Source organism: Ruegeria sp. CG8, assembly GCF_056537165.1.
On sequence record NZ_JBQFRA010000003.1, the window covers coordinates 237,404 to 260,851 of the forward strand.

Below are 23,448 nucleotides of genomic sequence, written 5' to 3' on the forward strand. Positions count from 1 at the left end.
GAGACGTCAGGCCACCAACTGCTGATCGCGAACCCCGGTGATGGTGGCAGTCACGATCTGCCCTTCGGGTTGTGCGTTCGCAAATGTCACTTCGGTGAACTGCTCGGTCCGGCCCATGTGAGGATTCTCCATCAGAATGTGATGGGTCTTGCCCAGTTGGGCCGCCAGGTGTCTGGCTACCTGTGCATCACCCGCCTCACGCAACCTGGCTGCACGTTCCTTTATGACCTTGCCGTTGACCTGCTGCGGAATGCGCGCCGCCGGCGTGCCTTCTCGCTTGGAATAGGGAAAGACGTGCAACCAGGTCAGGTCGCAATCGGTGACCAGTTTCAGCGAGTTCTCGAAATGCGCCTCGGTTTCCGTGGGAAAGCCCGCGATGATGTCGGCACCAAAGGTGATCTCGGGGCGTAGTCTGCGGGCCTCTTCGGTGAAGCGGATGGCGTCGTCGCGCAGGTGGCGGCGCTTCATCCGTTTCAGAATCAGATCGTCACCATGCTGCAGCGACAGGTGTAGATGCGGCATCAGGCGCGGCTCGGTCGCGATGGCCTGCATCAGGTTCTCGTCCACCTCGATCGAATCGATCGAGCTGATGCGCAGGCGCGGCAGGTCGGGCACCAGTTTCAGGATGCGCATGACCAGATCGCCCAGCTTGGGGCTTGCTGGCAGGTCGGCGCCCCAGGACGTCAGGTCGACCCCGGTCAGCACGACCTCGTTGTAGCCCCGGTCCACCAGCCGCTTGATCTGGTCCACCACCACGCCCGCCGGGACGCTGCGCGAGTTGCCGCGGCCATAGGGGATGATGCAGAAGGTGCAGCGATGATCACAGCCGTTCTGGACCTGCACATAGGCGCGCGAGCGGGTGCCGAATCCGTCGATCAGGTGGCCGGCGGTTTCGGTGACCGACATGATGTCATCGACCTGAACCGTCTCGGTCTCGCCGATGAAATCGGCGGCCATGCCTTTCCAGGTTTCGGGGCGCATCTTTTCGGTGTTGCCGATCACCGCATCGACCTCGTCCATCTCGGCAAAGGTCTGGGGTTCGGTCTGGGCCGCGCAGCCGGTGACGATCAGCCGGGCGTTGGGGTTCTCGCGGCGCAGCTTGCGGATCTCCTGCCGGGCCTTGCGGACGGCTTCGGCGGTGACGGCGCAGGTGTTCACGATCACCGCGTCCGTCAGCCCGGCCTGCTGCGACAGCTCCTTCATCGCCTCGGTCTCATAGGCGTTGAGCCGGCAGCCCAGCGTGGTGAATTTCGGCGGGTTCATCCCAGCGACTCCAGAAACTCGGGCTTCAGCGTGCCCGAGAAGACATGGCAGGTGGGGCCGGTCATCCAGACGCCGTCCTCGCGCCAGTCGATCCAGATGGTGCCGCCGTCCAGTTCGATCTGCACATTGCGTCCGGTCAGGCCGCGCCGCGCCGCTGCCACGGCCGTGGCGCAGGACGACGAGCCCGAGGCCAGCGTAATGCCCACGCCGCGCTCCCACACCCGCATGCGGATTTGATCCGGGCCGATGATCTGGGCGACCTGCACATTGGTGCGCTGCGGATAGAGCGGGTGATGCTCATAGCGCGCGCCGAATTCCTCCAGCGGAATCGCCTCGGCGTCTTCGACGAAGAAGGTGCAATGCGGGTTGCCCATGCCGGTGGCCACCGGTCCGCCTTCGATCGGCAGTTCCAGCGTATCCACCTCTTCGGCCAATGGAATGTCGGCCCAGTCCAGCTGTGGGTGTCCCATGTTGACCGAAGTCAGCCCGTCGCCCGCGTCCCGCGCCTGCAGCGTGCCGTGGCTGGTGGTCAGCGTCAGTTCGGATTTGCCGCTTTCCTGCATCAGGAACCGGGCGATGCAGCGGGTGGCGTTGCCGCAGGTGGCCGAGATCGACCCATCAGCATTGTAGAACACCAGATGCGCATCCGATTCGCCGTTTTCGATGACGGCCAGCTGGTCGAATCCGACCCCGAACTGCCGGTGTCCGATCCCGCGCGCCAGCGCCGGCGTGATCTGCAACGGATGCGCGCGCGCGTCGACAATGACGAAGTCATTGCCAAGCCCGTGCATCTTCATGAAGGGCAAACCGGTGTCGGATCGTTGCTGCATGGCGGGCATATAGCCTTGCCGCAGACATGAATCCAGCCCGGCGCGAAGATTCCTGAAAAAAGGGGTTGACCCCCCGCCGCCTCAACCCTAATTAGGCCGCCTATCGGGACGCCGGGAACACAATGATTTCAGGCGGAACGCGGTGCGAAAAAGGGCTTGTACCCGGTCGGGAAAATGCCTTAGACAGCGCCACGGATCGCAACGATCCGATGAAAAGAGTGGGCCGTTAGCTCAGTTGGTAGAGCAACTGACTTTTAATCAGTGGGTCGCAGGTTCGAATCCTGCACGGCTCACCACTTTTTCCAAAGATTGATCGGGACGCCGCGCGGTTACTTCTTTTCGAAGAACAGCACGACTTCGCCCAGCCGGATGCCAAAGCGCGAGACATAGGCGCGGTTCAGCAGGCGGTCATCGTCCAGCAGCCACATCCAGTCGTCGAAATCGACACGCATCGTACCGTCCTTCACTGGCAGGTCGATGCGGTACTTCCAGTTGAACGTGTCACCACGCTCGGTTCCCGACGCGGTGCCCAGAACGCCGGGCGCGGTGCCGGTCCAGGTATCCTCGCCGGTTTTGGTCAGGGTCCAGATGCGCTGTTCGGTGGCGCCGTCGTCATAGACGAAGTCTTCGACCAAAGTCAGGGTCTGGCCGTCCCATGTCCCGTTGATGTCGACCGTGAACCGCCGCGGGATGTTGCCCAGAACGTCCTGGAACTGCCCATAGGCCACGGTGTGGCCCTCAAAGAACTCTTCGAGGTTCAGCTGGCGGTCCGACAGGAAAGTGGTCGGGACTTTCGGTTTGAAGGCACAGGCCGCTGTCAGCAGCAGGCACGCGAAGGCCAGTTGTTTTATGAGCCGGGTCATTGCAGGGCCCTCGGGTCGGCGGTCCGGTCATGGCCGTTTGCGCCGGGCACATGCGCCGTCTTTTCCGGCGGGGCGGGGCGCATCGTGGCGACCAGCTCGGCCACCTTCAGCCCGAACTTGCGCATTTCCGAGCGGTTCATGATCGCCCCGCTCTCGGTCAGGTACATCCAGTCGGTGACGTCCAGGGTGTGGCCTCCGGCGTCTTCGGGCAGAACGATGCGATAGGTCAGCTTGACCGTCGCGCCCGAGATCACGCCGCGGCCTTCGCCGACGATGTCGTCGGCGGTTGCGGTAAAGCTGTTGCCTGTGCCCATGGTCAGGTACCATTTGCGGGTCATCTGCTTGCCGTTCGAATAGGTGAAATACTCGGTCAGAGTGCCGGAATTGCCGTTCCATTCCCCGATCATCCGCGCCACGAAGCTGTTCGACATCTTGCCGGTCGGGCCATAGATCAGCCCTTCGGACAGGATTTCCCCGTTCAGATTGTCCTTCAGCGAGAAATCGGGGCCGGTTCCGGTATAGTCCGACGGCGATTGCGCGCGAAAGCTGAGAAGGCGGGTTTTGACCGCGATCAGGGCCAATACGGCCAGTGCGGCAATCAGAAGAAATGTCATTTTGCGGGTACCTCTGTAGGCAGCGTCAGGACCATTCCGAACGCGCCGAGTTTCAGGATGCAGGGCAGCACGGCATAGGCCAGGTTGAGCGTTTCCAACGCCTGCGCCGAATTCGTCTGACCGGGCACGAAGCCGCTGCGTTCCAGCAGCGGAAGGGTGAAGAATGCGGCCAAAGCCAGCCCCAGTTTGCCGGCGAATGACCAGATGCCGAAGGCGGCCGAAGCATTCAGCCCCGCGCGTGTCAGCACCACCGAGAACATGGCCGGCAGGACCACCATGTCCGCCCCCAGCGCCGCCCCCGACGCCAGGCAGATCACCGCGAAACCGACCAGATTGCCGGGCGCCAGCATGGCCGCGCCGACAAAGCCCAGAATGGCCAGCGGCATCGCGATGATCAGAGTCTGTTTCGGGCCGATCCGGTTGCTGAGCCGCGCCCAGAGCGGCACTGTCGCCCCGGCGCTGAGGAAGAACAGGATCAGCAGCGGCCCGGCCTTGCCCGGCAATTGCAGCCGGTCCTCGACGAAGAACAGGAACAGTGTCGAGGTGATCGCAACCGGCAGGCTGTTGACGAGCGCCAGCGCCAGCAGACGCACGGCCCCTGCCTGACCCAGCCCGTCGAACGACAACCCCTGACCGGTGATGGGCGCGCGCCGCCAGATCGGCAATGTCAGCGCCATGGTGACCAGCGCCAGCGCGCCCAGAAACAGCCCGAAAGCCGGATAGCCCTGCGCGCCCGCGCCCAATGCCACGAACAGCGCCGGTGCGCTGGCGGCCAGAACCACGCCGGCCAGTTGCCCGCCCTCTCGAAAGGCGGCGAGGGTCATCAACTCGCGCGGGGTGGCCTGTTTCGCCAGCGTCGCGCTGCGGCCGTAAAGCAGGATCGTGCCCAGGCTGTAGGCGGAAAACAGCAGGATCAGGATCGCCACGAGGACGCCGACGCTCGCCCCCTGCGGCAGCGAAAACAACAGCGGAAAACCGACCGCCAGACCTCCGGCGGCCAAGACGGCAAAGCCCATCTGCCCGCCGGGCCAGCGGTCAATGGCCCAACCGATCAGCGGGTCTTGCACCAGATCCACCAGCCGGATCAGCAGCAGAACCGTGCCGATCACGCTCAGGCCGATCCCGAGGTTCACCGCCGCAAAGCGCGGCAAGTGGATGTAGAGCGGGATACCCGCCGCAGCAAGCATCAGCGCATAGAGGCTGACACGCGGATACAGCATCACTGACCCCGCAGCTGTCGCGTAAAGGCGGCGGACCGGGTGTTGTTGCCCAGAAAGATCGACATGAAACTACGCTTGATCCCCGGATAGGAGAGGGTGCAGGTCGTGCGCCCGTTGCGCCAGAACTCGATCGCGTCGGGGCCTTTGGTGACGGCCAGATAGCTGTCCCCGGCACCAACCGCCTGATAACAGGTTTTCAACTGCGCCTCGATCGGGGCGCTGTTGCCCTGCCGGGCCATCTCGTCCAGCGTGGATTCGATCAACGCCTTCTGCTTCAACGATTTCCGATAGGTCAGCTTCAGCCCAAAATCCTGCGACCAGCTGAGCGGGCCGCCGCCTTTGGTGAACAGCTGCGCATCATAGATCGGCAGACCTAGGAACCGGAAGGTGGCAGTGCCACGCAGCTCGGCATCGGGCAGCACGTTGGTGACGGGCGTGGCCGCCAGCCCGGCAGGGGCCAGCAGAACCAGGCTCAGGATCGCTGCGTTACGGGCTGGCCGTAACCGGGACAGCGACGCTTGGATCAGGTATCGCATTTTCAGCTCCGATGGTTTGCGGATCGCCGTTCAACAGCCCGACAACATGCATCGCGCTGGCGATTCCGTCTTCGTGGAACCCGTGCCGGTTGTAGGCGCCGGCGAACCAGGTCCGGTTGCGGCCCTGCATCTCGCGGATCTGGCCCTGCGCTTTCAGCGCGGCCTTGTCGAACACCGGATGGGCGAATTCCACCTCGTCATAGATCTTGTCGGGCGCGATGTCGGAAGACGGGTTCAGGGTGACGAACAGGGGGTCGCTTTCGGGGATGTTCTGCAACCGGTTCATCCAGTAGGTCACGCCCACGTTGCCCGCCTGCGAGCGGTATGTCCAGCTGGACCAGCAGGCGCGGCGGCGCGGCATCTGGCTGGGGTCGCAGTGCAAGACCGCGCGGTTGGGCTGATAGCGGATCGCGCCCAGCGCCGCGGCCTCGTCGGCGGTGGCGTTCTGGCCCAGAATGGCCAACGACTGGTCGGAATGGGTGGCCAGGATGATCTCGTCATACTGATCCGAGCGGCCCTGCGCCTGAACGGTCACGCCCAAGGCATCGCGTTCGACGTTAGAGACCGGCGCGCCCAGGCGGATGTCGCAACCCCGGCCGCGCAGAGCGGATTCGATCCGGCGGACATATTCGATGCTGCCACCCTTTACGGTCCACCACTGGTGCTGGGCGCCGCGTTTGCTGGACAGCAAGGCGTGGTTGCGGAAGAACTGCACCAGCGACCGCGCCGGAAACTGATCGACGAACTCCACCGGAGTGGACCAGATCGCGCCGCACATCGGCATCAGGTAATTGTTGCGGAACCAGTGGCCCAGCCGCATCTGGTCAACCAGTTCACCAATCGTGGTGTCATCATCCCGGGCGGCCTCGGGCGCTTCTTTGCCAAAGCGCAGGATGTCGGCGATCATCTTGTAGTACGAGGGCCGCACGAGGTTGCGCTTCTGCGCGGTGATGGTGCGCAGATTGTTCAGGCCATATTCGATGCGACCATTGTCGATGGTGGCGCCAAAGCTCATCTCGCTTTTGATGACCGGCACATCCAGTTCACCGAACAGCTTGGTCAGAAAGGGATAGGTGGCATAGTTGAAGACGATGAATCCGGTATCGACCGGTTGATCCCCATTGCGGCCGGCCATTACCGTGCGGGCATGTCCGCCCAGACGGGGTTCGGCCTCGTACAGGGTGACGTCGTGGCTCTCTGACAGGTAATAAGCCGCTGATAATCCTGAGATGCCTGCGCCTACAATTGCGATTTTTTTCCGTACGCCCCGGGTTTCGTCGAACATGCCATCCTCTTTATGCGACATTTTACAATAGGATACGCAGGGTAGGCCGGACCGGATCAAATCCGGGCCATGTTTTTCCCTGTTTCCGCTGATCTGCGGGCAGTGCGTCAGGATTGCATCAATCGCGGCTGCTGGTGATCCGAGACCAGCCCGTCCGCGTAATGAAAGGTGTTATGATCGAGACAACCCAACCCAAGACCGCGGCTGTTCACGCTTCGGCATATGCGAACCGCCCGGCATGAGCAGTTTTGACGGAAAAACCTACTGGATCATCGGTGCCAGCGAAGGTCTGGGCCGGGCGCTGGCCGAAGGCTTGAGCGGTCAGGGCGCGCACCTTGTGCTGTCCGCGCGCAATGCCGAGCGGCTGGAGCAGATCTGCGCCGCGCTGCCTCATGCCCGTGCGGTGCCGCTGGACGTGACCGATCTGGCGCAGGTGCGCCGCGCCGTGGCCGAGATCGGCCCGGTCGATGGTCTGGTCTACAACGCCGGGGCCTATGAGCCGATGCGCGCGCAGGACTGGAAGACCGAAGCCGCGCTGGCCATCAGCGACGTGAACTATTCAGGCGCGCTGCGGGTTCTGGGGGAAACCGTGCCGGCCATGGTGAAGACAGGGCGTGGCGACATTACACTGATCGGGTCGCTGGCGGGCTATCACGGACTGCCTGCGGCGATCGGGTACGGGTCCAGCAAGGCGGCGCTGATCTCGTTGGCCGAAACGATGCGGCATGACGTGGCCGGAACCGGGGTGACGGTGCGCATCGTCAATCCGGGGTTCATCAAGACCCGGCTGACCGACAAGAACAGCTTCAAGATGCCGATGCTGATGGAGCCCGAAGACGCCGCGCAGCGCGTACTGCGCGCAATGGCGCACCGGCGCTTCCGGACCGACTTTCCGGCGCCGTTCTCGTGGGTCATCCGGCTGATCGATTACCTTCCGGATCTTCTGGTTTATCGCGGAAAATAGACTCTAACCAAAGCGTCCCTGACAGAACCAGCCCGCCGACATTGTGCCGCCATGGCCGTAGAACAGCCACAGCCGCTCGCCCTGTTCGGTCACCACCACCCAGTAATCGCGCACGCCGCTGCGCCAGTTGGGGTCGTCCAGCCACCATTCCGGGGCGATCCGCTCCGGGCCGGTGGCCTGCGCCAGTTGCCAGTCGCGCCCGCGCCAGCGGAAGCTGGTGGGCACATCCGGGTGGTCGGGGGCCATCACCGGCTCGGGCCGCCACATCAGCAGGGGGCGCGGGCGCGGCGGGACGGGCCAGTCGCGGGCCGGTTCCGACCAGGCCGCCGCCAGCGTCTGCGCGGTTTTCTCGGGGATGTGCGAAGCCGCCGGGTGTTGCCGCGTGATCGCCTCGAGCCCCACCCGCGCGCCCAGCTTTCCGATCAGATCGTCCAGCGCCGTGTTCCCCTCCAGACGGTTGCGGACGGCGCGGCTGGCCTCGGCATGGCCGGTCAGGGTGCGGGCATGCACCGGCTCGGTCTGCACCGCCGCAAGCCGCAGCATGTCGATGCCATAGCCTGCGTCGATCTGGTCAATTTTCATCTCTAACAAAGGGCGAATGCGGTGTTTGTCATGGCTCGGCCGGGCCAGTCCGATCTCGATGATCTCGGCCGCCTGATCGGTGCGGTGCGCCTCGAGCCGCAGGGTCCGCGCCCCGCGCGCCTTTTCTTCCAGCCGGGCGCACAGGGTCGGCAGCATCCGGTCGATGGCGGCCATCACGTCCTCGGCCAGGCCGATCGGGTTGGGCAGGGTCATCCGCACCGCAAAGTGATGCGGGGGCCGCGCGGGCGAGACCGGCTCGGGTGCGCTGCCCATCGCCTGATCCAGCCGTAGCACCAGCCCGCGCCCGAATCGGCGGGCCAAACTGGCACGCGGCTGGCCCAGCAGGTCGCCGATCCGCCGCAGGCCCAGCCGGTTCAGCTGCGCCACGGTCTGGTCGTCCAGCCGCAGCGCCGCGATGGGCAGGGGGGCGAGCGCGCCATAGGCCTGCCCCGGCGGCGCGATCCGGGCCCCGCCGCCCACGGCCACCACCTGCGGCGCGGCACCGCCCTTGGTCCAGTGCCGCCGCTTGCCGGCGCGGGCGCGGGTGGCGCGGGCCTCTTGGGAGATGGCGTCGCCGCTGCGGTCCGAGGTGGCCTCTTGCCCGGCATAGCGCGCCAGCGCCCAGGCCGCGCCCAGCGTGTCGGCAATGCCCATCTGCACGCTCAGACCCATGTCGGCGCAGTCGGTCTCGATCACGTCCAGCAGCGCCTCTTCGCCGCCGAACAGGTGGGCGCAGCCCGACAGATCGACGATCAGGCCATCGGGCGCCTCTTCGGCGACCCAGGGGCTGAACTTGCCCGCCCAGCGGCGCAGCGCGGTCAGAAAAGCAGCCTCGGCCGGGGCGTTGCGGGGGCGGGTGACAAGGGCCGCGCACATGGCATGGGCATCGCGCACCGGCTGGCCCACGCGCAGACCGGCGGCCTGTGCATCAGTGTTCAGCGAGGTGATGACCTGCATGTTCGACTGTTCGGCCACCACCGCCAGCGGGCCTGTATGCAGGCCCCGCGCGGCGCGGATCAGCCGTTCGGCCCCCAGACGGGGGAACCACAGCGAGAGTATTCGGCGTTTGGGCATCGGGCAGACATCAAAGTGTTCTCATTTTGTTCTTATCTGAGAATCATGCCCCGAGTCGAGTCCGCCTTATCCGCAGGTCAGCCGCTGAATGACCCCGGCTCCGTTCACATAGACGTTTAGCCGGTCGATGCGGTAATCCTGCGTGGCGATGTCATCGGGGCCCAGAACGCGGCTCCGTTCCGGCAGGCTGGCCTGAATGGTCGAGACCGGTTGCCCCACGGACTGGGCAAAGGGTTCGCCCTTGCAGAAGGCCAGATCCACCGGGGCGGCATCCACCTCGGCAGAGCCCGGTTCGGGCAGGTCGGTTTCGGCGCAGGCGGCCAGGACGATCAGGATCGGGATGAACCGGTACATTGGCGCTCCTCTTTTCGGCAATGTCGTTTCTGAAATATCAAAAGCTTACAGAGACTGCCATGAAAGCGCAGTTGAAAACACCCTGTATTTGACGCAGGGTCGGGTCAAACAAGACAGGGAGACAAGCAACATGCGAACCCGTGCCGCCGTCGCCGTTCAGGCGGGCAAGCCCTTGGAAGTGATGGACGTGAACCTCGAAGGCCCCAAGGCGGGCGAGGTTCTGGTCGAGATCAAGGCCACCGGCATCTGCCATACCGACGAATTCACCCTGTCGGGCGCCGACCCCGAGGGCCTGTTTCCGGCCATTCTGGGCCACGAGGGTGCCGGCGTCGTGGTCGAGGTCGGCCCGGGCGTGACCAGCCTGAAGCCGGGCGATCACGTGATCCCGCTCTACACTCCCGAATGTCGCGAGTGCGAATACTGCCTGCACCCCAAGACCAACCTGTGCCAGGCGATCCGCGAGACGCAGGGCAAGGGTTTGATGCCCGACGGCACCTCGCGTTTCTCGACGCTGGATGGGGATCCGATCCTGCATTACATGGGATGCTCGACTTTCTCGAACCACACGGTTCTGCCCGAGATTGCACTTGCCAAGGTGCGCGAGGACGCGCCGTTCGACAAGATCTGCTATATCGGCTGTGGCGTGACCACGGGCATCGGCGCGGTGATCAACACCGCCAAAGTCGAGATCGGCAGCCGCGCCATCGTGTTCGGCCTGGGCGGCATCGGCCTGAACGTGATCCAGGGTCTGCGTCTGGCCGGGGCCGATCAGATCGTCGGCGTTGACTTGAACCCCGCCAAGGTCGAGATGGCCAAAAAATTCGGCATGACCGATTTCGTGAACCCGACCGAGGTCGAGGGCGATCTTGTCCCCTATCTGGTGAACCTGACCAAGGGCGGTGCGGATTACACCTTTGACGCCACCGGCAACGTGCAGGTGATGCGCGCGGCGCTGGAATCGGCGCACAAAGGCTGGGGCGAATCCATCATCATCGGTGTGGCACCCGCGGGGGCCGAGATCTCGACCCGTCCGTTCCAGCTGGTCACCGGCCGGTCGTGGCGCGGCACCGCCTTCGGCGGCGCGCGTGGGCGCACGGACGTGCCCAAAATCGTCGACTGGTACATGGAAGGGAAGATCGAGATCGACCCGATGATCACCCACACCATGGGCCTGGACGACATCAACACCGGCTTCGACCTGATGCACAAGGGCGAAAGCATCCGGTCGGTGGTGGTTTATTGAGGCTTGGGTCACCTTGACAAAAATTGGACGGCGCAGTCGATCTGCGCCGTTTTTTTGTGGCGGCTCAGCTCAAGACTGGTCGGTGTTCGACTTTGGCCTTGCTGATGCGCCCGTATCTACGCGTGGCGAACGCACACGTAGAACTGGTTTGTTCGTGGACACGTCTGCCCGGCTTTCGCGCCAGACGACGAAGATGCCCGATGCGATGATGATCGCGGCACCCACGGCCACCCATTTGTCGGGCTTTTCCCCAAAGAACACCGCGCCGAAAATCGTGGCCCAGATGATCTGGCTGTACTGGCTGGGTGCAACCACGCCCGCCGGTGCCGCGCGATAGGCCAGGATGATCAGGTGCTGGGCGATCACCGAAAACACGCCGACCAAAGCCATCATCGCCAGATGGATCAGAGAGGGCGGCTGATAGACCGCCGGTTGCGCAAGGCTCATGACCGCGATCGCCAGCAGCATCGGATAAAGGATCAGCACCGCCGAGCGTTCCTCGTTTCCGATCTTTCGCACCAGCACGGATGCGAAGGCGCTGCAGAACGCGGCCGTCAGGGCGGCAAGGTGGCCGAGGGTGATCTCGGTCGCGCCGGGGCGCAGGACGATCAGTACCCCGATCAGGCCCACGCCCACTGCGGCCCAGCGTTGGGCGCGCACGACCTCGCCCAGAATCGGGATCGACAGGACGGTGACGATTAGCGGAAAGGAAAACAGCAGCGAATAGACTTCGGCCAGGGGCAGGACCGAAAAGGCGTAGAAGGCACAGGACATACCCGTGACCATCAGCCCCGAGCGCAGCATGACCAACCAAGGATGGCGGGGCAGGAAGTTTCCAGTGGCCTTGTCCGCAAGAATCGTGACCGCCATCGGCACAAAGGAGAACAGCGTGGCGAAAAAGATGATCTGCAGCACGGAATAGGTGCCGCCCAGCGTCTTGATCAGCGCGTCATGGGTGGCAAAGACGGCAAACCCGAGAAAGGCAAATCCAAGTCCCTGCAGGGTCGAGTTCTGTGTGCTCATCTGGCTGGTCCCGGGCGATTGGATGCTTTGGCAGGTGTCTGAGGCCTGATTAAACCCAATCGGCAGAGTCGGATAGTCCAAACTTTACCGCTAACATGTCTGCGGGGCCGGCCGTTCAGCGCAGGATCGGCGGAGCCCCGGCCGGTTGGCGGGCGACCGCGACACCGGCCTGCATCCCCGCGCCGATGCGGCGGGCCAGCGCCACCCAGGGCGTGGCCGTTTCCGGGGGCAGGGTGCCGTGGGCGACCTCTTCGAACAGGTCCAGCCAATGGGCAAACATTTCGGGTTTCACGTCCGGACGCTCGATATGCACGCGCTGCGGATTGCCGCTGTAGACGCGCTCGTACAGGATGGCGTTGCGCCAGAAGGCGGCGATCCGGTCCTCATGCGCGGCCCAGTCGGTGACGTGGCGGTTGAAGATCGGGCCCAGCAGGGCGTCCTGCCGGACGCGGGCGTAGAATGCGGTGACCTGCGCTTGGATCTGGTCGGGCGTGGCGGGAAAACGTGGGGGCAGCACGGGCCGGGTCATGGTCGGGGCTTTCGATTCAGGCTCTGTTCCGGGCAGATACCGCGTTTTCCGGCCCGGATGCAGGGGCGGAATTGTCGCGCTGCCCCGGCGTCAGCAGGTGCCGCAGCAGGGCCACGGGATGCGCGCGCAGGCTCAGGCGGGTGGCGACGTAATCCTCGACCACCTGCTCGCCCAGCGACATCTGCGGCAGATGGGCGGCGGGCTCGTCCAGCGCCTCGCCTTCCAGATCCTGCGCGAACAGGGGCAGAGGCCTGGCGGTGGCGATCGCCTTGGCCTGCCACAGCGCCTCGCGCCGGGTCAGGCCGCAGGCGGCAAAGGCATCGGCCTCGGCCAGACGCTCGATCACCGAGGGGCCAAGGCCCGCGCGGCGCCAGACGTCGTCAACCTGATGGTAGCCATTGCCGCGCGCGGCGGTCAGCCAGCTGGCATCCTCTTCGCTCAGGCCCTTGATCTGGCGAAAACCCAGCCGCAGGGCCAGCCCGCCATGGCCGTCGGGCTCCATCACGTTGTCCCAGAAGCTGGCATTGATGCAGACCGGGCGCACCTGGACGCCATGTTCGCGCGCATCACGCACGATCTGGGCGGGGGCATAGAACCCCATCGGCTGCGAATTCAGCAGCGCGCAGGCAAAAATCCCCGGATGGTGGCACTTGATCCAGGCGCTGGCATAGACCAGCAGCGCAAAGCTGGCCGCGTGGCTTTCGGGGAAGCCGTAGGAGCCGAACCCCTCGATCTGCGAGAAACAGCGCTCGGCAAATTCGGCGTCATAGCCGTTGCGCTGCATCCCGCGCAGGAACAGGGTGCGAAATTCGCTGACATTGCCGTGCTTCTTGAAGGTCGCCAGCGACCGCCGCAGCCGGTCGGCCTGCTCGGGGGTGAAGCCCGCGCCGACGATGGCGATCTGCATCGCCTGTTCCTGAAACAGCGGCACGCCCAGCGTCTTGCCCAGCACTTCGCCCAGTGCGTCCGAGGGAAAGCTGACCTCCTCCTCGCCGTTCCGGCGGCGGATATAGGGATGCACCATGTCGCCCTGGATGGGGCCGGGGCGGATGATGGCGACCTCGATCACCAGGTCATAGAAATTGCGCGGCCGCATCCGGGGCAGGAAGTTCATCTGCGCACGGGATTCCACCTGGAACACGCCCACCGAATCCGCGCGGCACAACATGTCATAGACCGCCGGGTCCTCGGGCGGCAGGGTGGCGAGCGTATAGCTGGTCTGGTGGTGCTGGGCGATCAGGTCGAATGCCTTGCGGATGCAGGTCAGCATGCCAAGGCTCAGGACATCGACCTTGAGGATGCCCAGACTGTCGATGTCGTCCTTGTCCCAACAGATGACCGTGCGGTCCTCCATCGTGGCGTTCTCGATGGGCACCAGTTCGTCCAGACGGCCCTCGGTGATGATGAACCCGCCCACATGCTGGGACAGGTGGCGGGGGAAGCCGTTGATCTGATGCACCAGTGTTAGAGTCTGTTTCATACGGCGATCCTCGGGTTCGAGGCCGATTTCGCGCATTCGCTCGGCCTCGAGCCCTGCGGTCGAGAAGAACCCCCACAGCTGCGAGGACAGGGCGGAAATCGTGTCCTCGGTCAGGCCCATGGCGCGGCCCACCTCGCGGATGGCGCGCTTGCCGCGATAGTGGATCACCGTGGCGCAAAGCCCCGCGCGGTGGCGGCCATAGCGTTCATAGATGTGCTGGATCACCTCTTCGCGGCGTTCATGTTCGAAATCCACGTCGATGTCGGGCGGCTCGTCCCGCGCCTCGGAGACGAAGCGTTCAAACACCATGGTGCCCATCTCGGGGCTGACCGAGGTGACGCCCAGGCAATAGCAGACCACCGAATTGGCCGCCGAGCCGCGCCCCTGGCACAGGATCCCGCGGCCGCGGGCAAAATGCACGATGTCGCGGACGGTCAGGAAATAGGGCTCGTATTTCAGCTTGCCGATCAGGGTCAGCTCATGCGCCAGCATCGCCTTGACCTTTTCGGGCGCGCCGGCGGGATAGCGCCAGGCCAGCCCCTCATGCGCCAGACGGTGCAGGCGCTGGGCGGGGGTTTCTGTGCCGCTGACCTCGCTGGGATATTCATAGCGCAGCTTGTCCAGCGAGAAGGTGAGCTGTTCGCTGAGCGCATACGCGCGGGCCACGGCGCCTTCATGCCCCTTGAAGATGCGCAGCATCTCGGCCTCGGACCGCAGGCGCTGTTCGCCGTTGGCCAGCGCGTGGCGGCCCAGATCGTCCACCTTGCGGCGCAGCCGGATCGCGGTCAGCACATCACCCAGCCGGCGGCGCGAGCCGTGATGCATCATCGGCGCGGCGCTGGCGATAGTGGGCAGGCCCAGATGACGCGATTCAGTCTCTAACAAATGGAAAAACGCCGAATCCGCCCCGTCATAGCGCGGATGCATCAGCAAATGCATGCGCCCGGCAAAGCGGCGCGTCAGCTGTTGCGCCTGTGTCCGCCACCCGCTCGCGCCGCCGGTCGGACGGCCCGCCTGTGGCCAGAGCAACAGGTGGAGGCCGTCGGAAAACTCCAGCAGGTCGGACAGGTGCAGGATGCAGTCGCCCTTGGCCGCGCGCAGCCGCCCGGTGGACAGGAGGTGGCACAGGCTGGCCCAGCCCTGCCGGTTGAGGGGCAGGGCGGTGACGGGCGGGGCATCGGCAAAGAGCAGCCGCGCCGCCGGGATCAGGCGCGGCACCGCATGCACCGGGAACGAGGGCGGTTTCGGGATGTGATCGGGGCAGGGCGGGCCGATGGGCGTGTTCTGCTCCTCCCACGTGCGGCGCTCGCGCACCTTGCGGGCGATCTCGCGCGCCTGGGTATGGGCGCGGACGATGCCGGCCACCGAGTTGTCATCGGCGATGGCGATGGCGGGCAGGCCCAGGGTGACGGCGCGCTCCATGTACTCCTCGGGGTGCGAGGCCCCGGTGAGGAAGGTGAAGTTCGACGTGATCGACAGCTCGGCATACATGGCGATTCCACATTATATTCACGTTTTGTTCTTTTTCGAGTCCCTGTCTGCATTGCGCAGGAAACGGGTCGTCTGCCCGCGTGTGGCAGGCGCATTGTCAGGGCAACAAAAGGAGACTCGAGATGTTCAAGATCACCGCCCTGCCCACCGACGAAGTACGCGCCTTTCAGGCAGGCGCGCCCGATGCCTACGGACACGCGCCTGAACGCGCGGTATCAACCGGAACCGGAAATCCGTGCCGCCATTGCTTGCAGCACATTCCCGAAGGTGCAGAAATGCTGATTCTGGCCCATCGGCCTTTTGCAGAGACACATCCTTATGCCGAAACGGGGCCGATCTTCCTGTGTGCAAGCCCTTGTGAACGGTATGAAGGGACTGATCTGCCAGAGGTTCTGACCTCATCGCCCGATTATCTGATCAAGGGCTATGGCCGCGATGACCGGATTGTCTACGGTACCGGCGTCGTGACACCCACCGGACGGATCAGCGCGGCGGTGGATGCAATACTTGCCCGCCCCGAGGTGGCCTATATCCATGTACGCTCGGCCCGGAACAACTGCTATCAGGCGCGGATCGACCGGGTCACAGCTTGACCCGGTGCAGACCCCGGCGCGGCTGGTCCTGATCGTCGGCCGGGGCATCGTCGGCGCGCGAGGAGGTGAGGGCAAGGAACACGTCCTCGAGATCGGCCTCTTCGGTGCGCACGTCGCGGATGCGGATGCCGGCCTGGCGGACCGCCTCGAGCACTTGCTCGGCGCTGGTTTCCGGGCTGCGGTAGTGCAGCGCCAGGCTGCCGTCGTCGCGCAGGCTGGCCTGAACGCCGGGGGCGGCGGGCAGGGCGGTTACCGGGGCCTCGGGGGTGATGACCATGGTGCGTCCGTCCATGCGGCCCAGCAGGTTGGCGGTGCTGTCCTGCGCCACCTTCTCGCCGTGGTTGATGATGGCGATCTCGTCGCACATCTCCTGCGCCTCTTCCAGGTAGTGGGTGGTCAGGATGATGGTCATGCCCTGCTGGTTCAGCTTGCGCACATTGGCCCACAGCATCTGGCGCAGTTCGATGTCCACGCCGGCGGTGGGTTCGTCCAGAACCAGGATTTTGGGGTGGTGCACCAGTGCCTTGGCCAGCAGCAGACGCCGCCGCATCCCGCCCGACAGCGTGCGGGCATAGGCCTCGGCCTTGTCGCTGAGGCCCACCAGTTCGAGGATCTCGTCGCTGCGCCGCTGCGATTTCGGCACGCCATAGAGCCCGGCCTGCACCTCGAGCGCGCCGCGCGGGGTGAAGAACGGATCGAGGTTCAGCTCTTGAGGCATCACCCCGATGGCGGCGCGGGCCTGGCGCGGGTTGCGGTCCTGGTCATAGCCCCAGATCGTCACCTGGCCCGCGGTCTTGATCACCAACCCCGCCAGGATGTTGATCAGGGTCGATTTGCCGGCGCCGTTCGGCCCCAACAGGCCGAAGACAGACCCGCGCGGGATCTCCAGATCGATGCCCTTCAGCGCATGTTTCTCGGGCTGGCCCTTGCCGCCGCGATAGGTTTTGCGCAGGCCGCGAAGGCTGATCGCTGCATCGGTCATTGCTGGCTCTTGCCCCCGGTTTCCTGATCCCTCATAAACGCACCTAATGCATGCCCGCGAGGCCGACAACCAGTGAAGGATCGCACGCCGTGACAATCGAAGCTCCGGAAACCAAGATCGTCGAGACAAGCCGTGTCGCCTGTGATGGCGGCGAGGGCGCGCTGGGCCATCCGCGCGTCTGGTTGCAGATCCCCGAGGATCAGGGCTGGGTCGAGTGCCCCTATTGCGATTGCAAGTATGTTCTGAAGGACGCACAGCAACACTGATTGCCTGCCCAACCGCGGTCCGCCCAAATCTCGCCGCGATTTTCACCTAGTGCGTTGGTGTGACCAACGTAGGTGCGAATGATGACCGATATGACTGCTGCTGATACCGGCAATCCGGTTTTTGGTTGGGCCGGGTTTATGCTTGCGGTACTGGCCCTGTTCGCAGCCTTGTTCGTGTTCTGGGCAGGGCCGTTCGCACCGCAGCAATCCACCGGCGTGACGCTGGGCGAACTGGCCGCCGAGTTGGGTAAATCGACCCTGCGGGCCGCCGCGGGGATGGAGCAGCCTGCGCCGGTCGCGCCCACCCGCGATCTGGATGACTTTCTGCAGATCGGCGTCGCCATGCTGGGCGGGTTGGCGATCGTCGTCTCGGTCATCGGCATCATGCGGCACGAAAAACGCCGTCCGGCCCTCGCCGGTGTGGTCATCGGAACGGGCGCGATCCTGTTCCAGTTCTTCGCGATGGCGTTTTTCGCGTTCCTCGGTGCGCTGGTCATCATGGCGCTGCTGAACAGTTTCTCGGATGTTTTCAGCGGTCTGTTTGGCGGCTAGGGCGCGTTCCTGACTGGTCACCCGGCTGCCCCTGTGGCAGAACCGTCCCTGACCGACAGGGAGAGCGCGCATGAGCAAATTCGGAAAAGGCTGCCATCTGCATCTGATCGACGGATCGGCCTTTATCTTTCGCGCCTATCACGCCCTTCCGCCGCTGACGCGGAAGTCGGACGGGATGCCGATCGGCGCCGTTTCGGGCTTTTGCAACATGCTGCAGCGTTACGTGGATGGCGACCACGGCCCTGACGCGCCGACCCATCTGGCAGTGATCTTCGACAAGGGCTCGCACACCTTCCGCAACGACATGTATGACCTCTACAAGGCCAACCGCGAGGCGATGCCCGAGGACCTGCGCCCGCAGATCCCGCTGACCCGGCAGGCGACCGAGGCCTTCAACATCGCCTGCAAAGAGCTGGAGGGGTACGAGGCCGACGACATCATCGCCACGCTGGCCTGCCAGGCGCGCCAGGCCGGCGGGCGGGTGACCATCGTCAGTTCCGACAAGGACCTGATGCAGCTGGTGGGCGACGGTGTCGAGATGCTGGATGCCATGAAGAACAAGCGCATCGACCGCGAAGGGGTGTTCGAGAAATTCGGCGTCTACCCCGAGCGCGTGGTGGATGTGCAGGCGCTGGCCGGCGACAGCGTCGACAACGTGCCGGGCGCGCCGGGGATCGGGATCAAGACGGCGGCACTGCTGATCAACGAGTTCGGCGATCTGGAGACGCTGCTGGACCGCGCCGAGGAGATCAAGCAACCCAAGCGCCGCGAAACCCTGATCGAGAAACGAGATCAGATCGAGTTGTCGAAGAGGCTGGTGCAGCTGGATTGCGAGACACCGCTGGATTTCACGCTGGATGATCTGGAGCTGCGCGATCCCGATCCGGACAAGCTGATGGAGTTTCTGGCCGAGATGGAGTTCCGCACTCTGACCAAGCGGATCGCCGACAAGCTGGGCGTCGAACCGCCGGTGATCGCGGATACTCCGGCGCCGGCGGCAGATGAGCCGCAGGCCGAAGACATTCCGTTCGATGCCAGCAAATACGAATGCGTGCGCGATGCGGCCGCGCTGCGGAAATGGATCGAGCAAGCCTATGAGCGCGGCTGGCTGGCCGTGGACACCGAGACCACGGGCCTGAACGAAATGATCGCCGATCTGGTCGGCATCTCGCTGTGCATCGAGCCAGGCGAGGCCTGTTACATCCCGCTGACCCACCGCGACGGGGCCAGCGACGACCTGTTCGGCTCGGACGCGCTGGCCGAGGGGCAGATGCCGCTGGATGAGGCGCTGGAGATGCTCAAGCCGGTGCTTGAGGATCCGTCGATCCTGAAGATCGGACAGAACATGAAATATGACGCCAAGATCTTTGCGCGCTATGGCGTGGATGTGGCCTCGATCGACGATACGATGCTGATGTCCTATGCCATGCATGCGGGCGAGCATGGGCATGGCATGGACACGCTGTCCGAACGCTATCTGGGCCACACGCCGATCCCGATCAAGCCGCTCTTGGGCTCGGGCAAATCGGCGATCACCTTCGACAAGGTGCCGATTGACGAGGCCACCCCCTATGCCGCCGAGGATGCCGACATCACCCTGCGCCTGTGGAAGCTGTTCAAGCCGCAGTTGCACCGGGTTCAGGTGACCACCGTCTATGAAACGCTCGAGCGCCCCCTTGTGCCGGTTCTGGCCGAGATGGAGATGCATGGCATCAAGGTCGACCGCGACGTGCTGAGCCGCATGTCGAACGCCTTTGCCCAGAAAATGGCCTGTTTAGAGGCTGAAATCCACGAGCTGGCCGGAGAAACCTTCAACGTCGGCTCGCCTGCGCAGCTGGGCGAGATCCTGTTTGAAAAGATGGGTCTGGAAGGCGGCAAGAAGGGCAAGACCGGCAAGTATTCGACCGGTGCCGACGTGCTGGAAGATCTGGCGACCGAGCATGAACTGCCGCGCCGTGTGCTGGACTGGCGGCAACTGTCCAAGCTGAAATCGACCTATACCGACGCGCTGCAGACCCATATCAACCCCGACACGGGGCGGGTGCATACATCCTACGCCATCACCGGGGCGAACACGGGGCGTCTGGCCTCGACCGACCCCAACCTGCAGAACATCCCGGTGCGCACCGAGGAGGGCCGCCGCATCCGTGAGGCTTTCATCGCCGAGCCGGGCAATGTTCTGGTTTCGCTGGACTATTCACAGATCGAGCTGCGCATCCTGGCCCATATCGCCGATATTCCGGCCTTGAAACAGGCCTTTGCCGACGGGCTGGACATTCACGCCATGACCGCGTCGGAAATGTTCGACGTGCCGTTGGACGAGATGACGCCCGAGATCCGTCGCAAGGCCAAGGCGATCAATTTCGGCGTGATCTACGGCATTTCGGGCTTTGGCCTGGCGCGCAACCTGCGTATTCCGCGGGCCGAGGCGCAGGGCTTCATCGACCGCTATTTCGAACGCTTCCCGGGCATCCGGCGCTACATGGATGACACCATCGCCTTCGCCAAAGAGCATGGCTATGTGCAGACCCTGTTCGGGCGCAAGATCCACACGCCCGAGATCAACGCCAAGGGGCCGCATGCGGGGTTCGCGCGCCGCGCGGCCATCAACGCGCCGATCCAGGGCACGGCGGCCGACGTGATCCGGCGGGCGATGGTGCGGATGCCCGAGGCGATCGACGGGCTGCCGGCCAAGATGCTGCTGCAGGTGCACGACGAACTGCTGTTCGAAGTGGCCGAGGACACGGTGGACAAGACCATCGAGATCGCGCGCGACGTGATGGAGAACGCGCCCGATCCGGCGGTGAAGCTGGACGTGAAACTGACGGTGGATGCGGGCAAAGGCGCCAACTGGGCCGAGGCGCATTAGGCAAGCGCCGTGCCGCTCATCAGGCCCGGCGGGCCATCTTCGCGGCAGGTCAGGCCTCGGGCCTGACCAACAGCGCGACCAGCCGCCGGGTCAGCGGGGCCATGACCAGAACCACCGCAAACGCCACCGGCCAGCTGATGCTCCACGCGCCCATCCAGCTGGCAAAGGTCTCGGGGCCAAGCCCGATCTCTTTGACCGTTGCGATGCAGGTCACGATGCAGGACATCAGCCCCGACAGGATCAATCCGAACAGGACGGGGGCAAAGCGGGCGGGGATCATGCGGCTGTTCCTCTACTGAATTGCCGCTTCGTATGCGATATCCAAGATGTGATTTCCAGTGCGCAGGTGCACAGGCCTATCGCATCCAGTGCAGAGAGGCGTCGGTGCGCCGCGTCGAGGGCGTGTATTCGGCGCTGACCCAGCCATCATAGCCGCTGTCGTCGATCGTTGCGAACAACGCGGGGAAATCGGTCTCGTCCCGGCCAGGTTCCGACCGGTCGGGGGCCGATCCGATCTGAACATGTACGATCCGGTCGCGGAATCTGTCCCAGATGGCCTGTGCATCGCCATGGATCATCCGGGCATGAAAGCTGTCGAATTGCAGGCCCACATTCGGACGGTCGATCCGGTCCAGGCACGCGGCGGCCAGATCATAGTCGTTGAGGAAGTATCCGGGCTGCGAGACCGGGTTCAGCGGTTCGATCGTGAACCGTTGATGCGGCGCAAAATCCGCAGCCCATTGCAGATTGCGCACAAAACAGTCCAGTGCGTCCGCCCCCGAGGCATAGCCCGCCATCACGTGGATCAAACCGGGCTTCAGCGCCTCGGCATAGCGCAGGACGCGGCGGATGTCGGACTGGAACCGCCCCTCGCCCCCCGGAACGGCTGCATAGCCCGGCTGGCCGCCGGTATAGTTGGGCGGCGGCGCGTTGATCAGCACAAGGTCCAGACCGTTGGTCATCAATGCGCGACGGGTTTCCTTGGCCGCCAGGTCATAGGGAAACAGGATCTCGACTGCCTTGAACCCGGCATCCGCGGCCGCCTTGAATCGGTCGAGATAGGGCAGCTCGGCAAAGAGCAGCGAGATATTGGCGGCAAATCGGGGCATTGTCCTCTCGGTCCGATGGCGTGCTGACCTTAGTCGCGGGCGGCGCGCAGAGAAAGGGTTTGAAAACGACAATATGTCGAAAATCGGCCAGACCGTCGCGGGCCGAATGTGAAGGGTCGGGGTATTGCAGCGAATCATTTTCGTGGCGCTGCACCAACAAAAGGATTGAAACCGATGGCGATGAGTCCGGACCCCGTTCGCGGGCCTAGTTTCGCTGTGCCCGGTGCGCGGCAATCCGCCTTGTCCGGAAACGGGTTGGCGGTGGCGTCGATGCTGACCTGGGCGGCCGGATTCCCGGCGGCCGAAATCCTGCTGCAGACCTGGCCGCCGGTTGCCTTGCTGGCCGCGCGGCTGATGCTGGCGGTGGCCGTGATGATTCCGATCTGGCTGTGGATCGATGGCGCGGATGCGGTGCTGCGGGCGCGCTGGGCCCATGCGATGAGAGTGGGCGGGTTTGGACTTGGCTTGGGCATGTTCCTGATCATCCTGGCGCAGAAACTGACCGATCCCGTAACCGTTGCCATCATCGCCTCCTGCGCGCCTTTGATTGCGACACTGCTCGAGCTGGCTGCGGGAACGCGCAGATTGCGGTGGAACTTCGCGCTGGGGGTTGCCGTTTCGATCATAGGCGGCCTGATCGCAACCAGCGCGGTGGCGCCGGCCCAGCTGGGACTGGGGGCGCTTTGCGCAATCGCCTCGACCGCGCTGTTCTGCTGGGCCAGCATGGCGACCGCGCGGGACTTCCCGGACCTCAGCCAGACCGGACGTACCACGATCACGCTGATCGGCGGCACGTTCATGGCCGGCGCGCTGTTCTATCTGTCGAGCGTCCTCGGGTTCGAAGTCTGGCCATCGTCGCCGATCGACCCGCAGCAGGCAGGAATGCTGGCGATCTACGCCGTGATCTCTCTCGGCCTCAGCCAGGTTCTGTTCATCGCTTCGATTGGCCGGCTGGGTGTTGCTCTGGCGTCATTCCACATCAATGTGGCACCGTTCTACGTGATGCTCATCATGGTGGTTCTGGGTTCGGAGTGGAACTGGACCCGGGCGCTGGGCGCCGGAGTCGTGGCGCTGGCGGTTGTCCTTGCGCAAGACCGTCCTGCACGACGGGTTGCCTAAGGCGTTTCCTCGGCGCGACCCAAGACAAAGAACTGCCCGCCGGACCAGACCCCGACCTGCCCGGCGCGTTCCGTCGCAATGTCCACAAGGCGGTAGAAACTCTTGCGGTCGATCCGCGCCTCGAGGTTTGATCGCACCAATATATAGGGTCTGGGTTCGTTTGTTTCCGGGTCGATGGCCACCCGTATCGGGTGATCCGGACCCGCCGACACCGTATCGCCGACATGGGTGGTAAAGGTCAGAACCTGATCCTCGTCCGCGCCGGTCCGGTCGAAATCGACCGCCACAAACGGCGCGTCTTCGACTATGATGCCGACCTTTTCGACCGGGGTGACCAGAAAATAGGCGTCCCCTTCTTTCTTAAGAATTGAGGAAAAAAGCTTCACAAGCTCGAACCGGGTGATGGGCGACCCTAGGTAATACCAGGTGCCATCGCGCGCGATGCGCATGTCCAGATCGCCGCAGAACGGAGGATTCCAGCTGTCGACAGGGGGCAGACCCCGCGGTTTGGCCGCCTTGACCGAGGCCGCCAGACCCTCAGGGGACGGTTTCACAGGATTTTGTCCGCTCATTGTTTTTGCCATTTCCTCTCAGCGCGATACACTTC

23 protein-coding genes and 1 tRNA gene are annotated in these 23,448 nt (G+C 64.3%); 8 read left to right on the forward strand and 16 right to left on the reverse strand.

Annotated elements, in window-relative coordinates; translation table 11 throughout:
- Positions 1 to 6: 6 nt before the first annotated feature.
- Together mtaB and dapF are read right to left on the reverse strand one after the other, a co-directional pair.
- A complete protein-coding gene (mtaB, locus tag ACR0EF_RS11300) occupies positions 7 to 1,263 on the reverse strand; it encodes a tRNA (N(6)-L-threonylcarbamoyladenosine(37)-C(2))-methylthiotransferase MtaB (protein ID WP_170373200.1) in 1,257 nt (418 codons plus the stop codon).
- On the reverse strand, positions 1,260 to 2,102 hold the full coding sequence (dapF, locus tag ACR0EF_RS11305; protein WP_170373201.1) for a diaminopimelate epimerase: 843 nt from the start codon (positions 2,100 to 2,102) through the stop codon (positions 1,260 to 1,262). Before dapF ends, mtaB begins: the two co-directional genes overlap by 4 nt.
- 211 nt (positions 2,103 to 2,313) lie before the next feature.
- Here dapF and ACR0EF_RS11310 point away from each other — a divergent pair.
- Positions 2,314 to 2,389 (forward strand) — tRNA-Lys (locus ACR0EF_RS11310).
- Between the two features lie 33 nt (positions 2,390 to 2,422).
- On the opposite strand, the gene ACR0EF_RS11315 is transcribed toward ACR0EF_RS11310, so the two are convergent.
- From ACR0EF_RS11315 to ACR0EF_RS11335, 5 genes are read right to left on the reverse strand one after another with little or no spacing between them, the layout of a single operon-like run.
- On the reverse strand, positions 2,423 to 2,956 hold the full coding sequence (locus tag ACR0EF_RS11315; protein ID WP_170373202.1) for a DUF3833 family protein: 534 nt from the start codon (positions 2,954 to 2,956) through the stop codon (positions 2,423 to 2,425).
- Positions 2,953 to 3,570: a DUF3833 family protein gene (locus ACR0EF_RS11320; protein ID WP_170342870.1), complete on the reverse strand. Its 618-nt coding sequence runs from the start codon at positions 3,568 to 3,570 to the stop codon at positions 2,953 to 2,955. The genes ACR0EF_RS11315 and ACR0EF_RS11320 overlap by 4 nt, the downstream gene beginning before the upstream one ends.
- Complete coding sequence (locus ACR0EF_RS11325; protein ID WP_170373203.1) at positions 3,567 to 4,790, reverse strand: MFS transporter; 1,224 nt, start codon at positions 4,788 to 4,790, stop codon at positions 3,567 to 3,569. Before ACR0EF_RS11325 ends, ACR0EF_RS11320 begins: the two co-directional genes overlap by 4 nt.
- Positions 4,790 to 5,326 carry a hypothetical protein gene (locus ACR0EF_RS11330; protein WP_170373204.1) on the reverse strand — a complete coding sequence of 179 codons (537 nt, stop codon included), beginning with the start codon at positions 5,324 to 5,326 and terminating at the stop codon, positions 4,790 to 4,792. The genes ACR0EF_RS11325 and ACR0EF_RS11330 overlap by 1 nt, the downstream gene beginning before the upstream one ends.
- Complete coding sequence (locus tag ACR0EF_RS11335; RefSeq protein ID WP_170373205.1) at positions 5,277 to 6,611, reverse strand: NAD(P)/FAD-dependent oxidoreductase; 1,335 nt, start codon at positions 6,609 to 6,611, stop codon at positions 5,277 to 5,279. Before ACR0EF_RS11335 ends, ACR0EF_RS11330 begins: the two co-directional genes overlap by 50 nt.
- Before the next feature lie 238 nt (positions 6,612 to 6,849).
- Between ACR0EF_RS11335 and ACR0EF_RS11340 the strand changes: the two genes are divergently transcribed.
- The gene (locus ACR0EF_RS11340; protein ID WP_170373206.1) at positions 6,850 to 7,575 is read left to right on the forward strand and encodes an SDR family NAD(P)-dependent oxidoreductase; all 726 of its coding nucleotides are present in this window, start codon (positions 6,850 to 6,852) and stop codon (positions 7,573 to 7,575) included.
- 3 nt (positions 7,576 to 7,578) lie between these two features.
- On the opposite strand, the gene ACR0EF_RS11345 is transcribed toward ACR0EF_RS11340, so the two are convergent.
- Both ACR0EF_RS11345 and ACR0EF_RS11350 read right to left on the reverse strand, forming a co-directional pair.
- Positions 7,579 to 9,231 carry a DUF6504 family protein gene (locus ACR0EF_RS11345; protein ID WP_170370321.1) on the reverse strand — a complete coding sequence of 551 codons (1,653 nt, stop codon included), beginning with the start codon at positions 9,229 to 9,231 and terminating at the stop codon, positions 7,579 to 7,581.
- Positions 9,232 to 9,297: 66 nt separating this feature from the next.
- Positions 9,298 to 9,585: an I78 family peptidase inhibitor gene (locus ACR0EF_RS11350; protein ID WP_170341819.1), complete on the reverse strand. Its 288-nt coding sequence runs from the start codon at positions 9,583 to 9,585 to the stop codon at positions 9,298 to 9,300.
- Between the two features lie 130 nt (positions 9,586 to 9,715).
- On the opposite strand from ACR0EF_RS11350, the gene ACR0EF_RS11355 reads away from it, so the two are divergent.
- Positions 9,716 to 10,828 (forward strand): S-(hydroxymethyl)glutathione dehydrogenase/class III alcohol dehydrogenase, encoded by a 1,113-nt coding sequence (locus ACR0EF_RS11355; protein WP_170341821.1) that lies wholly within the window; start codon positions 9,716 to 9,718, stop codon positions 10,826 to 10,828.
- Between the two features lie 69 nt (positions 10,829 to 10,897).
- Here the strand turns inward: ACR0EF_RS11355 and ACR0EF_RS11360 are convergent, their stop codons facing one another.
- The 3 genes from ACR0EF_RS11360 to ACR0EF_RS11370 form a co-directional block, all read right to left on the reverse strand.
- Positions 10,898 to 11,851, reverse strand: a complete 954-nt coding sequence (locus ACR0EF_RS11360) for a DMT family transporter (RefSeq protein WP_170364052.1) — start codon at positions 11,849 to 11,851, stop codon at positions 10,898 to 10,900.
- Positions 11,852 to 11,966: 115 nt separating this feature from the next.
- Entirely contained in the window at positions 11,967 to 12,380 is a 414-nt protein-coding gene (locus ACR0EF_RS11365) for a group III truncated hemoglobin (RefSeq protein ID WP_170370320.1), read from the reverse strand.
- A gap of 16 nt (positions 12,381 to 12,396) precedes the next feature.
- A complete protein-coding gene (locus tag ACR0EF_RS11370) occupies positions 12,397 to 15,351 on the reverse strand; it encodes an error-prone DNA polymerase (RefSeq protein ID WP_170372817.1) in 2,955 nt (984 codons plus the stop codon).
- Positions 15,352 to 15,473: 122 nt separating this feature from the next.
- On the opposite strand from ACR0EF_RS11370, the gene ACR0EF_RS11375 reads away from it, so the two are divergent.
- Positions 15,474 to 15,944: a DUF1203 domain-containing protein gene (locus ACR0EF_RS11375; protein WP_170340942.1), complete on the forward strand. Its 471-nt coding sequence runs from the start codon at positions 15,474 to 15,476 to the stop codon at positions 15,942 to 15,944.
- Here ACR0EF_RS11375 and ACR0EF_RS11380 read toward each other — a convergent pair.
- A complete protein-coding gene (locus tag ACR0EF_RS11380; protein ID WP_170370318.1) occupies positions 15,934 to 16,926 on the reverse strand; it encodes an ABC transporter ATP-binding protein in 993 nt (330 codons plus the stop codon). The two genes, ACR0EF_RS11375 and ACR0EF_RS11380, sit on opposite strands and share 11 nt — an antisense overlap.
- An 89-nt stretch (positions 16,927 to 17,015) precedes the next feature.
- Between ACR0EF_RS11380 and ACR0EF_RS11385 the strand changes: the two genes are divergently transcribed.
- From ACR0EF_RS11385 to polA, 3 genes are all read left to right on the forward strand, one after another.
- Positions 17,016 to 17,192, forward strand: coding sequence for a zinc-finger domain-containing protein (locus ACR0EF_RS11385; protein ID WP_005980050.1), 177 nt, complete (start codon positions 17,016 to 17,018; stop codon positions 17,190 to 17,192).
- 81 nt (positions 17,193 to 17,273) lie between these two features.
- Entirely contained in the window at positions 17,274 to 17,744 is a 471-nt protein-coding gene (locus ACR0EF_RS11390) for a hypothetical protein (RefSeq protein WP_170372819.1), read from the forward strand.
- Between the two features lie 70 nt (positions 17,745 to 17,814).
- A complete protein-coding gene (gene polA / locus ACR0EF_RS11395; RefSeq protein WP_170372821.1) occupies positions 17,815 to 20,613 on the forward strand; it encodes a DNA polymerase I in 2,799 nt (932 codons plus the stop codon).
- Between the two features lie 49 nt (positions 20,614 to 20,662).
- Here the strand turns inward: polA and ACR0EF_RS11400 are convergent, their stop codons facing one another.
- Positions 20,663 to 20,893 (reverse strand): DUF2798 domain-containing protein, encoded by a 231-nt coding sequence (locus ACR0EF_RS11400; RefSeq protein WP_170340948.1) that lies wholly within the window; start codon positions 20,891 to 20,893, stop codon positions 20,663 to 20,665.
- Between the two features lie 76 nt (positions 20,894 to 20,969).
- A complete protein-coding gene (locus ACR0EF_RS11405; RefSeq protein WP_170372823.1) occupies positions 20,970 to 21,722 on the reverse strand; it encodes a hydroxypyruvate isomerase family protein in 753 nt (250 codons plus the stop codon).
- 174 nt (positions 21,723 to 21,896) lie between these two features.
- On the opposite strand from ACR0EF_RS11405, the gene ACR0EF_RS11410 reads away from it, so the two are divergent.
- Positions 21,897 to 22,841, forward strand: coding sequence for a DMT family transporter (locus ACR0EF_RS11410; RefSeq protein ID WP_170341836.1), 945 nt, complete (start codon positions 21,897 to 21,899; stop codon positions 22,839 to 22,841).
- Here the strand turns inward: ACR0EF_RS11410 and ACR0EF_RS11415 are convergent.
- A complete protein-coding gene (locus ACR0EF_RS11415; protein ID WP_170370314.1) occupies positions 22,838 to 23,413 on the reverse strand; it encodes a DUF1285 domain-containing protein in 576 nt (191 codons plus the stop codon). The genes ACR0EF_RS11410 and ACR0EF_RS11415 overlap by 4 nt on opposite strands.
- Between the last annotated feature and the right edge of the window lie 35 nt (positions 23,414 to 23,448).